Source organism: Saprospira grandis, assembly GCF_027594745.1.
In the GTDB taxonomy this organism is placed as follows: Bacteria; Bacteroidota; Bacteroidia; order Chitinophagales; family Saprospiraceae; genus Saprospira; species Saprospira grandis.
The window spans coordinates 2,850,633-2,864,342 of record NZ_CP110854.1; the positions used below are offsets into that span (position 1 = coordinate 2,850,633).

The following is a 13,710-nucleotide window of genomic DNA, read 5'->3' on the forward strand; positions in this document are numbered from 1 at the left end:
CTGAGGGATGGACAGCAGGGCGGCGAAGCCGCAGACCTAGCAAAATGAGCGCAGCGAATTTTGCGCAGGGCCGAGCGAAGAGCGAGCTGCGAAACAGCCCGACCCGAGCCGATAGGCGAGGGGCAGCCCCAAACGATTAAAAATAAAAAGAAATGAAAACCCCCCATGTTTATTCCCCTGAAGAGTTGGCTAAGATCCTACTCTTAGAAGAGTATAGTTTGCCCTATGACTATGAAGAAGGGCAGTTGGTATTGACGGCGGATACCGCTAAAAGTTTGGCTTTTTTGCTACAAAAGGAGCAGGAAGAAGGGCAGCGCTATGAGATTTTTGCCGAATTTGACTATCGGCAGATGTTTGATGATCTTTGTGCATTTTTGGATGCCCAAAAGATTCCCTATAAAATTTGGGAGAAACAACAGGACCCTGGAGAGGACTATGCTCGGGCGCCAGCCTTGAAAGACAGCGCTTTTTATGTCTATTTACGTCTGCTTGATTTTGAGCGTACGCAGGCACTTTTGCGAGAGCAGGCCAAGCAACAGGCTATATATAAGGAGTCTGATTATCATTTGCGGCGATATAGCGATGAGGAGCTGATGGAAATTTTGGAGCAGCCCGAAGATTGGCAGGCGCTGGATGTGGTGGCCGCTCGTTATTTGCTCAATGAACGGGGCCATGATATTAGTGAAGAGGAGGTAGAACTGATGCGGCAACATCGGATGATTCAGTTGCGGCAGCCTAGGGCACTAACGCCCAAAGAACGCCGAGATGGCTATTTGACGGCTGTTCTGTTGGGACCATTGGGCTTTTTTTGGGGCTATCATTATTATTCTGATCAGCGATTATTACCCAATGGGCGAAAAGTTCTTAATTTTGCGCCCCAAGCCAGGGCCGAGGGGATGCGAATGATGATGATTTCGCTGAGCTGGAGCCTGCTGGCGGGCCTTATTTTATATTATATGTTATAAGTTTTTGATGGGACGGAATAAGAAATTACAGAAATTTGCAGAGCTACACGAGCTGCCTAATGTTTATCTAAATTTTGGCGTCAATTCGCCAATTATTGAATTGCCCAATGGCGAAAAGCAGGATATGCGCGGCCAATGGAAAAAGCAGTTGGGCAGTGATAAACCCTTGGTCCTTGAGCTAGCCTGTGGAAAAGGAGAGTATAGCCTGGGCCTTGGCCAAATGTATCCCCATGCCAACTTTATGGGGATGGACCTCAAGGGGAACCGCATCTGGACCGGCGCAAAAAAAGCCTTGGAGCAAGGCCTAGATAATGTGTTTTTTCTCCGTGCCCAAATTGATTTTATTGAGTCCTTTTTTGCCCCTGAAGAGGTAGACGAAATCTGGATTACCTTTGCCGACCCCCAAGCCAAAAAGCCTAGAAAACGCCTGACATCAGCTCTGTTTTTGTCGCGCTACCGAAATATTTTGAAAAAAGGCGGCAAAATCCACCTTAAAACTGATTCGCCCCTGCTTTATGAGTTTACTCTAGAGCAAATTGAGGAGCAAGGCCTTCCTCTAGAGTTTGCCCATGATGATATTTATAGCTTGGCCGAACAAGACCCGAATTGGGGAATTACCACCTATTACGAACAGCTGCACCGAGGCAAAGGCGCTACGATTAAGTACGCCCGTTTTAGGTTGGATTAAATAAGATATAATGCAATTTCGTTCTTTCTTTTCTACTGTCCAAAAGAGCTTGCCTTTTTTGGCCTGTCTACTTATGTTTATTGGCCTGATTGCCTCTAAAGCCCTGATTGCCATTGCTTCGGTGGTTTTTGTTTTGGCGGCTTTGCCCTATGCCTTTAAGGCCAAAAACTGGAAGCAATTGCCTCAGCAAGCCAAGCTGTTTAGTCCCGCTTTTTTGTTTCTTCTCATGGCCGCTACAGCCGCTTATAGCCAAAATACTGCCGAGCTGATGAGCCGCCTTCGGGTGATGTTACCGCTCTTTTTGTTGCCGATTTCTATGGCCCTATTGCCGCCCTGGCCCAAGCAACAATGGCGCTGGCTTTTGGGCGTTTTTGTGCTGCTGATGAGCCTAGCCGCCGCTGGGGTACTCATCAATTACGGCCTAAATTATGAAGAAATCCAGCGCTCTCTAACGCATAGTAAGGGCATGCCCAACCCCGCCAAAGACCATGTTCGCTTTAGCCTTCTGCTTTCTTGGGCTAGCCTCTTGGCGGGCCAATTGTTCTTCTGGCGCCTCGGTCGCTGGCCCTGGCTCTGGCTCGGCCTCGGCCTCTTTCTCTTTTTGGCCATGCACATTTTTGGCGCCCGCTCGGGCATCCTCGCCTTCTACCTGGGCATCATTTATTTGCTCATCCGCTGGCTTTGGCAAAGCAAACGCTTCCTGCTTGGCGGTCTGGGCCTGCTGGCCAGCCTATCTTTGCCCTTTTTGGCCTACCAAAGCATTCCCTCTTTTCGAGAGAAAATATTGCTGACCCAAAAAAATATCCGCCTCTACCAAGAAGGCCATATTGGCGATTATTCCGATACGCAACGCATCCTCTCTTTTCAAATCGCCCTGAAAGTCTGGGCCAAATCGCCCCTTTTAGGGGTGGGCTTAGGCGACCTAAAAGATGAGCAAAGAGCCATCTATGAAAAGGAGTATCCCCAGCAAAGGGTGATGGCCCCACATAGCCAATATATTAGTAGCCTGGCCGCTATGGGCATCCTGGGTTTGCTGCTTTTTCTGATCTTCTTTTCTTGGCCCTTTTTTATCGAAAAAACAGCCATTTATCAGCTTTTCTGGCTACTTATTGCGGTCTCTTTCCTCAGCGAAAATACCCTCTTTATTACCATCGGAGCCAATTTATACGCCTTTTTTCAGGGCTATTTACTCCTCCGGCAAAAGTCCTGATTTTTTCTTTTTTGGGGCTGCCCCTTCCGCTAGGTTGAAACCCAGCGCAAAGCGGTATCGCTTTGCGAAGCTATACAAAATGAGGGTTGAAACCCTCATGAATTATCGGTCGGGTCGGGCTGTGTCGCAGCTCGCAGGTCTGCTCGGCCCTGCAGCGCTAAAGCGCTTTGGTCTGGCCCTGCGGGCCACTGCTGTCCATCCCTCAGCCGCGGGCCTTCGGCCCTTTGCAGGCGGCTTTGCCGCCTGCCCACCGCAAAATAAAGCGCATTACAAAGGTGCACCCAAGTTGGCAAAACCCGACTGCGCCACTATTTTCTGTCCTTCCTCCGATTGGCAAAAGGCCATAAAGTCTACCCAAAATGGATCTTTAAGGGCCAAGGCATCTAGGTATAAGTAGAGCGGCCGTCTAAAAAGATATTGCAGATCTCGTAACTGCGCAGTTCGCCCCGCTATCGCTAGAGAGGAAATACTAAGGCCCTCAGGCAAATCATAGGGCGCAAAGGCCAAGCCGTTGGGATCATTGGCCAAGTCTTGCAAGAGGTAATCAAAGTTCTCTTGCTGCTTATGGCTGGCGCCCAGCTCTCCCAATATCTGCTGCACAAAATGAAAGGAACCCGATTGCTCATTGCGCAAATACAGCCGTATTGGACCAGAAAACCGCAGGTCTATTTCTGCCCAGTCTCGAATCTCTCCCCGAAATATTTTGCCTAACTGCAGTTTACTCAATTCCTTGATCTCTGCCTTTTCTTTATGCACCAATACCCGTAAGGCATCATAGGCCAATAAAAGCTGCTGCTCATTCTTAAAAGCCGCCAAGGATTTGGCCAAGCTATCGTCTATGACTTTAGAGGCCATCGCCATTTGCGCCTGCCCCGCCACTAAGGCCGAAAAACCCGCCTGAGAGCCCTTGGGCAATAGCTCTAAACGTGCTTTTCTTCCAGCTTGCTCCCAACGATAAAGGTAGCCCGCAGATAAATGCTCTTTCTCTAGCTTTTCTACCTGCAGTTGGCCCAAATAGGCATCTAGTAAGGCTGGCATTAAAACATCTCCTAAGGTTTTTGAACCCGTAATTTTATATAATTTAGGCCCTAATTGCTGGGGGCTATCGCCGCCCTGCTCAACTAGAGAACTCGCCCCCTGAGGCTGGCAAGCCCAAAGGCTAAATAGGACCAAAGCATAAAAAAAATGCTTAATTTGGAATACAGTCATGGAAAATAAGATTTTTCAGTCTTGGAATTTTATTTTTGGGGGGCAGTTTCCTGGGATTTGGGCCAAAAATAGCCGCTCTACGGCTTTTTTTTCCTTTTCCTATATTGCCAAATTGTTAACAACTCTAGATATTCAGATGATCCAGCTACCTTTTGTCCAACAAGCCGAAAAGCATCGCAACCGCAAAGCCATTACCGACGAAAATGGCTCTTATACCTATCATTACCTTTTGCAAGCTTCGGCTTCTTTGGCGGCCCACTTACTCAATGGCCGAGCAGATCTAGCTGGGGCTAGAGTCGCTTTTATGATTAGCCCTAGCATTTATTTTGTGGCCTCTCAATGGGCCATCTGGCGAGCCGGTGGGGTGGCTGTCCCTATTCATTTATCTTACCCTCTACCCGCTGTAGAGTTTTTATTGGAGGATACTGGGGCCGAAATTCTAGTGGTTGACCGCAGCCACAAAAAACAATTAGAGGGCCTAGAAGACCGACTCAATATTCAAGTCTTTACTATTGAAGAGCTACTCAATGACCTTAAGGAGTGTAGCTTGCCCATCGTTTCCCCAAAAAGAAACGCATTAATTATCTACACTAGCGGGACCAGCTCCCGGCCCAAAGGCGTATTGAGTACGCACGAAATTATTCAGGCCCAAATCGAAGCGCAGGTCCAAGCTTGGGAGTGGCAAAAAACAGATCATATCCTCAATATTCTCCCTTTACATCATGTGCATGGGCTCATTAATGCCCTAGCTTGCCCGCTTTGGGTGGGCGCCTGCTGCACTTTCCAAGAAGAGTTTGAGGAACGTAGGGTCTTTTCTACCCTAGAGGCTGGCCGCGTGAATGTCTTTATGGCCGTCCCTACTATTTATTATAAGCTAATTAACACCTATAAAGAGCTACATAAGTACCAACAAAAACATATTAGCTCGGTCTTGGCCAAGTTTCGCCTGATGGTCTCTGGCTCGGCCGCCCTGCCCGTACAAGTGCTCAAAGAATGGCAAACGATTTCAGGCCACCGCCTACTCGAACGCTATGGCATGACCGAAATCGGCATGGCCCTCTCTAATCCCTATAAGGAACAAAGCCGTGTGCCCGGCCATGTGGGCCAACCCCTGCCAGGGGTAGAACTTCGCCTCTGGGATGAAGAAAAAGGAATAGCCCTTAGTGAAGAAAATGAAGCCGGAGAAATTCAAGTGAAAGGTCCAACGGTCTTTAAGGAGTACTGGAACCGCCCAGAATATACCGCCAATTCCTTTACCGAAGATGGCTGGTTCCAAACAGGCGATATTGCCATCCTAGAAGAAGGGAGCTACCGCATTATGGGCCGAAAATCTATCGATATTATTAAGTCTGGAGGATATAAGATTTCTGCCCTAGAATTAGAGGAAATTATGAGGGAACACCCTCTGGTAAAAGATTGTGCCGTCCTAGGCCTCGATAATATCGAATGGGGCGAAATTGTAGCCGCCGCAGTCATCCCCAATACCCAAGATGCCGAAACCCTAGAACCCCTGCTCAACGAATGGCTGCGCCAAAAACTACCCGCCTATAAGCTGGTCCGCCGCTTCTTACTCCTCCAAGAACTTCCCCGAAATACTATGGGTAAGGTCAATAAACCTAGCCTGAAAAAGATGTTTGAAGATCCCAATAACCAACACTAAAATAGGAAGACTTTTGTTAGACCAACTACTATCTGTACCAAAATAGTCGGCCACAAATTGTAAAAGCCGCAAAAAGCACTTATATTCATTGGTCCAAAAAAAAGTACAATTACCCTAGTTGACTATATACGCTTATGAAACCGAAATTACAACCAGAAATCCTCGAAGGCCTAAAGTTCGCCGATTATCGCAAACTTTTCTATAAAGAGCTCAAACGCATGAAAGCCGGCTTCCCCGAAGGAGAACAAACCGAATACCTCATGCTCAGCGAATTTGAATTTGCCGATCTAAAAGGGAAAAAAATCCCCTTTATCGTTGTCGGTACGCTAGGCGGTAGCTGGGGCAAGTTCTATAAAACAGAAGCGAAAAAACGCCCCAATAAAGATTTTAGCAAAGGGAAAGTCTCTTTTGGTGCCACAGAAGGAGGATTGCAAAGTTTCCACTTCGAACTCAATGACGGTAAACTGACCGCCAAACATATCAAAATTGCCGAAAAGGTCCTCTTCAAAAAGGTAAAGCTTAGCCCACAGTTAAGCGAAAATGTTGGAGCAGGAGAAGCCCTAGCCGCTGCCGGCGCTGGCGCCGCCGCCGCCAAAATGCAAAAGGCTAAGGAAGCCCTAGAGGGCCAAGGAAAAACCCTCAAAGAAGGCTTACTCAAACTCAAAGGAGAGTTCCTACAAGTAAAAAAAGAAGTGCTGCCCAAGTTTAAAGCGGGCAAAGCAGGCAATAAAGCCATCAAACAACTTAAAGCCGCTCAAGCCGCTTTCCAAACCTTCAAAAAGGATTATGAGGGCGCACACAAAAAAGTACAAGCCGGATTTAGCACAGCCTTCCAACAACTAGAAGGCCAAGCCAAAGAAATGGCCAAATTAGCCCTAGCCGTCAAAAAGAATAAAAAGTCTTTGGCCCAAGAATTAGCCGAAGCCTACTTTATGAAGAAGGAAAAACGAGCCGCTACCGAAAAAGAAGTGGCCATTATGCAACAAAGTCTCAAAAATGCTATCGCCTACCGCAAATTAGATAGCCAAGACGATCGCGCCCTACAACTTAAGGCCATCTACCTGACGGCCCAACATGTAGGCCCCTTCTTCACCGGAGAAAATACAGACCTCGTCTACCAAAAAATGCAAGCTTAATCGCATGAAGCACTAGCCATATACAGAGGCTGCCGACAATCTGTCGGCAGCCTCTGTTTTTTTCTCTACCTCTACCCCAAAAAACAATCTCTCTATACCACTGTTTCTCCCCTAAATGGGATTTCCCCAAAAAAGAGAAGTATCTTCCTCTAGTTTTTGTATCTTTTCCCCTAAATATTAAATTTTTTGTATATGAGCAGTGCAGATAAAAACCTATCCGATTACCGCCCCGAGGAAATCCCCTCGGCCAAAAATTTCAGCTTCGGTATTGTAACCGCTGCCTGGAACCAAGATATTACCGGCGCTCTTTATGAGGGCTGCAAAAATACACTCCTCGAGCATGGCTGCTCCGAAGAGCAAATTCACTCGGTTTGGGTGCCCGGCACTTTTGAGCTGCCCACTGCCGCCCGCCTACTCGCCCAAAGCAAAAAAGTAGATGCCGTCATCTGCCTCGGCTGCGTGATTAAAGGAGAAACCTCGCATAATGAGTACATTAACCAGTCGGTAGCTATGGTCCTACAACAACTCTCTATCGCCTCAGCCAAACCCTTCATCTTTGGGGTCCTTACCCCCAATAGTATGCAACAAGCCCTCGATAGAGCCGGCGGACAACATGGCAATAAGGGCGTAGAAGCCGCAGTAACCGCTATCCAAATGGCCGAACTGCGCAAGACGCTGAGCAGCCCCGAAAAGCAAATTGGATTTTCCTTTGGACTATAAACAAATATTCTCATGAGCTTAAAAATGACCGTCCGTGTAATCGATACGGGCTTTTTCAAATTAGATGGAGGCGCCATGTTTGGCGTGGTGCCCAAAACACTTTGGCAACGCCTAGAAGAACCCGATGAAGATAATCTCTGTACCTGGGCGATGCGATGCCTCTTGGTCCAAACCGAACATGGCCGAAATATCCTGATCGATACCGGCATCGGAACCAAACAATCCGAGAAGTTTTTCTCGCACTTTAAGTTGCATGGCCAAGCCTCTCTCTATAGCTCGCTCGCTATGCACGGCCTGACCCCCTACGATATTACCGATGTCCTCCTCACGTATTTGCATTTCGACCATGTCGGCGGCGCCGTCAAACATGATGTAGACGGCAATCCCGTCCTCAGCTTCCCTAATGCCACCTATTGGTGCAGCGATAAACAATGGGAGGAGGCCACTATGCCCAACCCCAGAGAACAGGCCTCTTTCTTACTCGATAACCTTTTGCCCCTAGAGTCTTCAGGACAACTCAAGTTTATCGAGGCGGGCCCCTACGACGCACAAACCCGCTGGTTTAGCAATTTTAATCTCCTCTTCGCCTATGGCCATACCAACGGCATGATTCTGCCCTACCTGATGGTCGATGGCAAAAAGGTGGTCTATTGCGCCGACCTCATTCCCTCGCCCAGCCATATCCGAATTCCCTATGTCATGGCTTACGATATGCGCCCAGAACAAACCCTCATCGAAAAGGCTTACTTCCTAGAACGTGCCCTGGCCGAAGAATGGATCCTGGTCTTCGAACACGCTAAGTCCGTAGAAGCCGCTACCGTCAAAAGAGATGAACGCGGCCGCATCGTCATCGATAAAGTGGATACACTCGATGCCTTCCTGGGCCAAGATGATATTTTTGCCTAGCCTGTTTTGGGGCCTCCGCTGCGGCTTCGCCTTGCGGCGCTACGTTTCGCAGCTCGCTATTCGCTCGGCCCTTCGGCGCAAAGCGCCTCGGTCTGGCCTGCGGCCACTGCTGCACATCGCTAGGCCAATAAGGCGGCTGAGGGGCATCTAGCCCCTCAGCCGCCTTCCTAATGAATACTATATTTAAATTAACCTAATGAAAGAGCAAATCTTAGAGCGCTTTCTGCGCTATGTGAAAATCGATTCTATGTCAGAGTTTGGCGTAGACAAAATTCCCAGTACCGAAAAACAATGGGATATGGCCAAAGTCCTAGAGGCCGAACTAAAAGCTATGGGCATGCAAGAGGTAGAATTAGACGAACATTGCTACCTCATGGCTACTCTGCCCAGCAATAGCCAAAAAGATATTCCCACAATCGGCTTTGTAGCCCATATTGATAGCTCTCCCGATTTTATCTCGGATGATGTCCGCCCCAAAGTATGGCCCAATTATCAAGGCCAAAGCCTTGCTCTAGACGAAGAAGCAGGCATTTTCCTCTCTCCCGAAGAGTTTCCCGAAATGCTTAAGTATAAGGGCCAAACCCTAATTACTACTAGCGGAAATACGCTCCTCTCTGCCGATGATAAGGCTGGTGTGACCGAAATTATGTCGGCCATGGATTATCTCATCCAACATCCCGAAATCGAACATGGTAAAATCCGTATCTGCTTTACCCCAGATGAAGAGGTGGGCCGAGGCGCCGACCTTTTTGATGTGGAGAAGTTTGGCGCCGATTGGGCCTATACTATGGACGGCTCTGAAGTAGGCGAATTAGAATACGAAAACTTTAATGCCGCCTACGCTAAGGTGACGGTCCAAGGTAAAAGCGTACACCCTGGCTACGCCAAAGGCAAAATGGTCAACTCTCACTACCTAGCCGCCCAGTTTATGCTGAGCCTCCCCCTAGAGGAAACACCAGAACATACCGAAGGCTATGAGGGCTTTTATCACCTCAATAGTATGCAGGCTTCTGTAGACCAAGCCGAAATGCTCTATATTATTAGAGACCATGACCGCCAAAAGTTTGAGGACCGCAAGCAGTTCTTCGAGCAGAAGGTGGCCGACTTTAATCAAAAGCATAACAACTGCCTGAGCCTCGAAATAAAGGACCAGTATTATAATATGCGCGAGAAGATTGAACCTCTTATGCATATTGTGGATTTGGCCGAGGCCGCTATGAAGGACCTCAATATCACCCCGCTGATTAAACCTATCCGTGGTGGTACCGATGGCTCTCGCCTTTCTTATATGGGCCTGCCTTGCCCCAATATTTTTGCCGGCGGAATGAATTTCCATGGCCGCTATGAGTATGTGGCCCTAGAATCTATGGAGCTCGCTACTCAACTTATTGTTCGCATCGCAGAACGCCTAGCCGAAGAGGCCTAAGCCTTTCTCGCTATCCCCAAAAAGGGCTGTCGGCATCGCCGACAGCCCTTTTTGTTTGGCCCTAGATCTAAGATACGGTTCTGCATCTGCAGAATAGGGCGTAAAGGTATTGATGGGGTGTTTTGCATCTGCAGAATAGGGCGTAAAGGTATTGATGGGGTGTTTTGCATCTGCAGAATAGGTCGTAAAGGTATTGATGGGGTGTTCTGCATCTGCAGAATAGGTCGTAAAGGTATTGATGGGGTGTTCTGCATCTGCAGAATAGGTCGTAAAGGTATTGATGGGGTGTTTTGCATCTGCAGAATAGGTCGTAAAGGTATTGATGGGGTGTTCTGCATCTGCAGAATAGGTCGTAAAGGTTTTGATAAGGTGTTTTGCATCTGCAGAATAGGGCATAAAGGTTTTGATGGGGTGTTCTGCATCTGCAGAATAGGGCATAAAGGTTTTGATGAGGTGTTCTGCATCTGCAGAATAGGGCATAAAGGTTTTGATGGGGTGTTCTGCATCTGCAGAATAGGGCATAAAAGTTTTGATGAGGTGTTTGATCTCTGTCAAATAGGGCATAAAGGTTTTGATGGGGTGTTTGATCTCTGTCAAATAGGGCATAAAGGTTTTGATGGGGTGTTCTGCATCTGCAGAATAGGGCGTAAAGGTATTGATGAGGTGTTTGATCTCTGTCAAATAGGGCGTAAAAGTTTTGATGGGGTGGGATTTCTGTCAATGCTTATAGCCCTGGGCTGAAGCCCAGGGTTATTGCCTGAGCGAACTGACTGACTAAAGTCCTTGTTCGCTTTTCTAACTCCTGAGGCTATTCAGAAAACAAGAAAATGAACCCAAGCCCTAGCAGCAAAGAAGGGCTTTAGCCCGCTCTTTACATAGCCCCACAACCATGGGCCCAAAACTACCCAGCCGACAAAAGAAAAAAAATGGATGAGCGGTAAAGGCCAAGCAATACCAACTGTTGTCTGCCTGTAGGTTTCAACCTACAGGACCATATAGCAGGCGGCGCAGCCGCCATGGCCGAAGGCCAAACGGCCTAGCGATGTGCAAGGGTGGCCGTAGGCCAGACCGAGCCAGCGAAGCTGGCGAAGGGCCGAGCAGACCTGCGAGCCCTGAAACGTAGCGCCGCAAGGCGAAGCCGCAGCGGAGGCCCAAAAAAAATCCCCTTCTGTAGCAACTACAGAAGGGGAAAAAAGGAAACTACCCTAAGTACTAGTCTTGTAGGATAATTTTTTGGCCCAACTGCTCGCTAGGCAATTGGATTTGGAGGTAGTAGGCGCCAGCGGCAAACTCACTAAAGTCGAGTTGAATATTTTGCTCGATGAGCTCGCCATAGCTTTGCTGCCAGACCATTTGGCCCAAGCTATTGTATAACGCTAGGCGGACATCCTGAGCGGCTTCTAGGCTAAGCTCTAGCTGTAGCTGCCCCTTGCTGGGGTTGGGGTAGAGCTGTAGGTTGCGCAAAAGGCTAGTTTCTTGGACCGAAGAGGCCAAAGATGCGCAGAAATTATCTGTGCTGCTGCTACCAAAAGCGGCAGAAGCCATATTGACCACGGTATCATTTTGAGGCGAAATAATATGATAATCGCCATCTTCTGCACAGTTGTAGAGCGTACCTTCTAGGCCATCTCCAAAGCTATCAAAGATCGTAAAGTCATAGCAATCATCGGCTTGTAGACAGAGGGGCTCCGAGTAAAGCGTGGGGGTATTGCCAGTATAGCTAGCCTTGCTATAGAGCAAAACGCCATTGGCATCGCGTACTTCCCAAGAGGTTTCCGTGGCATAGCAATCTGTTTTGAGATCTAACTGAAAAGTAACAGGCTGCGTAATGGCGTAGAAGTCGGCGCTGATCACATCATTAACGCTATTAGAATCTACTTGGCCATTGGGTACCGTTACAGTAGCGCTAAAGGTTTGTGGACCAGCTGCGCTAATGTTAAGGCTAGGAAGATTGACCGTTTCGCTGCTATTGCTAGCTAGGTTGCCGCTCCAGCTATAAGACTGGTTGCTGCCTCCATTCATATTGTAGAGAATGGTGGCAGAAGTAAGTGTACTGCTCCCGCCATTATAAATCTCGATGCTGGGACTAATGCTGCTTGCGCCACAGATAACGCCCGTGATGGCAGGGTCCGTATTTAGGCCGGCATCATTGGCTACAGGGCCAGTAGCACCGGGGCCAAAGCCCGTTAGGGTTTGCACATTACTATTGTTGGGGTCCAACCAATCTTTGAGGCGGCTGCTGCTAGCGCCGGCGCCATCCCAAGAGATATCAAAGCGGCCATAATAATCGGCAGAACCATTATTGACAAGGCCAGAGCAGGCGGCTCCACCACCATAAAGTTGGCCAATAATTAGTCCGTTGAGGTTGAATAGGGGAGAGCCAGAAGAACCCGGTTCGGTTGTTCCTTCATCCCAGTTGGCCACCTGCCAAGTGTCGGCATTACCAAAAGAAGTAGAGGCGGTTAGGCTTTGGTTTTCCTTAGAAATTTTCTTTACATCTCCGCTAGGGTGGTGCACGCAGATCGCGCCATTTGCGCCAGTGCTGCTGCGGTCCCAACCGGCCAAATAATAGGGGGCGGCGGGTAGTGTGCTCAATTCGAGTAGGGCAAAATCGGTCCCTGCATCGCTCGCTCTAAGGGTAGCGCCGTTCACCTCATTGTAGGGGGCGCCAGGATCGGTACTGTTCTGCGCTTGGGCACAAACGGCATTGGGGCTTTCCCAATTGAAGCGGAACACCCAAGTAGCGGGACTACCATTCATACAGTGGTTGGCGGTCAAAAAATAAGGCGTACCATCCTGAGCCGTGTTATTGATGAGGGCCCCAGTACAGAAACCAGAACCGCCAGACATCATGATGCCCACCGAGTTGATCTGGTTGCGCCAGTTGTTGCCCAAGGGACAGTTTACGTCAATATTACAATCGCTTGAACCATTTAGGCCCTTAACCAATTCTTCTGCATAGGGACGAACATCGCGGTAGCCATGCACTAGGGTACCAATATGCAGTTTTCCCTCTCCAGCTACAGCCGCTGGCTCAAAATACTCAATCACAATAGACTCTCCTTGGAGCAGGCTAGTCCCTAGCATACGGTCGGGATGGTTGTTTTTGGCCGTATAGGCCCCTAGGCGGGCTTTGCGATCTAGGCTATAGAGCTGCACATGAGCCCCTTCAGGAAGCAAATAATCGTCAAAGATGAGGTTCATGCTCAACGCTCCTTCAGAGCGGAAAGCAATGCGCCAAATGCGGTCGCCATTGGGCAAGTTGGTCCAAACACCCCCTTGTTCTAGGCCATAATTTACGGCAAACTCATAACCAAAGCGCCAGGGACCAATTTTCTCGGCCTCATTGATGGCGTCAATTCTTTGTTGCTCTTCCAGATCAAAAGTAGGCATATTATATACAGGCGCAGCCTGCAAAGCCGTTATCTTTTGGTTCCAGCTCTTGGGCATGCCCAAATCCGTGGTTTGCGCAAATAGGCCGTAGGCCGAAAATAGCAGCAGGAAGGTGAATAAAAATTGTTTTAACATAAGTAAGTAGTTGTATGTAGAAAAATAATAACTTCTAAGCTTTGAGGGCATTATCTTAATGCCAAGATACGCATTTTTGCTGGCCTTCCCTCGGGCCCTATTATTTAAACCTTTTTAGTGACATCATTTTTATGTATAGAAAATCTCCACCAACCTATTTTTTTAATTTAGGGGCCTCAGCTGCGCTGCGCTTGCTGCGCTACGCTACGGGGCTCGCAAGTCTGCTCGGCCCTTCACAAAAAAGCGCTGCGCGCTTTTTGCT

At 48.4% G+C, this 13,710-nt stretch carries 11 protein-coding genes; 8 read left to right on the forward strand and 3 right to left on the reverse strand.

What is annotated here, in order from left to right; all coding sequences use genetic code 11:
- The first annotated feature begins 152 nt into the window (after nucleotides 1–152).
- From OP864_RS11280 to OP864_RS11290, 3 genes are read left to right on the forward strand one after another with little or no spacing between them, the layout of a single operon-like run.
- The gene (locus tag OP864_RS11280; protein ID WP_270098277.1) at nucleotides 153–965 is read left to right on the forward strand and encodes a hypothetical protein; all 813 of its coding nucleotides are present in this window, start codon (nucleotides 153–155) and stop codon (nucleotides 963–965) included.
- Between the two features lie 7 nt (nucleotides 966–972).
- Entirely contained in the window at nucleotides 973–1,653 is a 681-nt protein-coding gene (gene trmB, locus OP864_RS11285) for a tRNA (guanosine(46)-N7)-methyltransferase TrmB (RefSeq protein ID WP_270098278.1), read from the forward strand.
- 10 nt (nucleotides 1,654–1,663) lie between these two features.
- On the forward strand, nucleotides 1,664–2,863 hold the full coding sequence (locus OP864_RS11290; protein WP_270098279.1) for an O-antigen ligase family protein: 1,200 nt from the start codon (nucleotides 1,664–1,666) through the stop codon (nucleotides 2,861–2,863).
- Nucleotides 2,864–3,130: 267 nt separating this feature from the next.
- Here OP864_RS11290 and OP864_RS11295 read toward each other — a convergent pair whose 3' ends face one another.
- Nucleotides 3,131–4,072, reverse strand: coding sequence for a substrate-binding domain-containing protein (locus OP864_RS11295; protein WP_270098280.1), 942 nt, complete (start codon nucleotides 4,070–4,072; stop codon nucleotides 3,131–3,133).
- Between OP864_RS11295 and OP864_RS11300 the strand changes: the two genes are divergently transcribed.
- From OP864_RS11300 to pepT, 5 genes are all read left to right on the forward strand, one after another.
- On the forward strand, nucleotides 4,071–5,732 hold the full coding sequence (locus OP864_RS11300; protein WP_270098281.1) for an acyl-CoA synthetase: 1,662 nt from the start codon (nucleotides 4,071–4,073) through the stop codon (nucleotides 5,730–5,732). The two genes, OP864_RS11295 and OP864_RS11300, sit on opposite strands and share 2 nt — an antisense overlap.
- Before the next feature lie 134 nt (nucleotides 5,733–5,866).
- Nucleotides 5,867–6,868 (forward strand): hypothetical protein, encoded by a 1,002-nt coding sequence (locus tag OP864_RS11305; protein ID WP_270098282.1) that lies wholly within the window; start codon nucleotides 5,867–5,869, stop codon nucleotides 6,866–6,868.
- Between the two features lie 192 nt (nucleotides 6,869–7,060).
- Nucleotides 7,061–7,588: a 6,7-dimethyl-8-ribityllumazine synthase gene (gene ribH, locus OP864_RS11310; protein ID WP_270098284.1), complete on the forward strand. Its 528-nt coding sequence runs from the start codon at nucleotides 7,061–7,063 to the stop codon at nucleotides 7,586–7,588.
- Nucleotides 7,589–7,600: 12 nt separating this feature from the next.
- The gene (locus OP864_RS11315) at nucleotides 7,601–8,494 is read left to right on the forward strand and encodes an MBL fold metallo-hydrolase (RefSeq protein ID WP_270098286.1); all 894 of its coding nucleotides are present in this window, start codon (nucleotides 7,601–7,603) and stop codon (nucleotides 8,492–8,494) included.
- Nucleotides 8,495–8,690: 196 nt separating this feature from the next.
- The gene (gene pepT / locus OP864_RS11320) at nucleotides 8,691–9,920 is read left to right on the forward strand and encodes a peptidase T (RefSeq protein WP_270098287.1); all 1,230 of its coding nucleotides are present in this window, start codon (nucleotides 8,691–8,693) and stop codon (nucleotides 9,918–9,920) included.
- Here the strand turns inward: pepT and OP864_RS11325 are convergent.
- Nucleotides 9,903–10,601: a hypothetical protein gene (locus OP864_RS11325; protein WP_270098288.1), complete on the reverse strand. Its 699-nt coding sequence runs from the start codon at nucleotides 10,599–10,601 to the stop codon at nucleotides 9,903–9,905. The genes pepT and OP864_RS11325 overlap by 18 nt on opposite strands.
- Before the next feature lie 531 nt (nucleotides 10,602–11,132).
- A complete protein-coding gene (locus OP864_RS11330; RefSeq protein ID WP_270098289.1) occupies nucleotides 11,133–13,448 on the reverse strand; it encodes a T9SS type A sorting domain-containing protein in 2,316 nt (771 codons plus the stop codon).
- Nucleotides 13,449–13,710 lie beyond the last annotated feature (262 nt).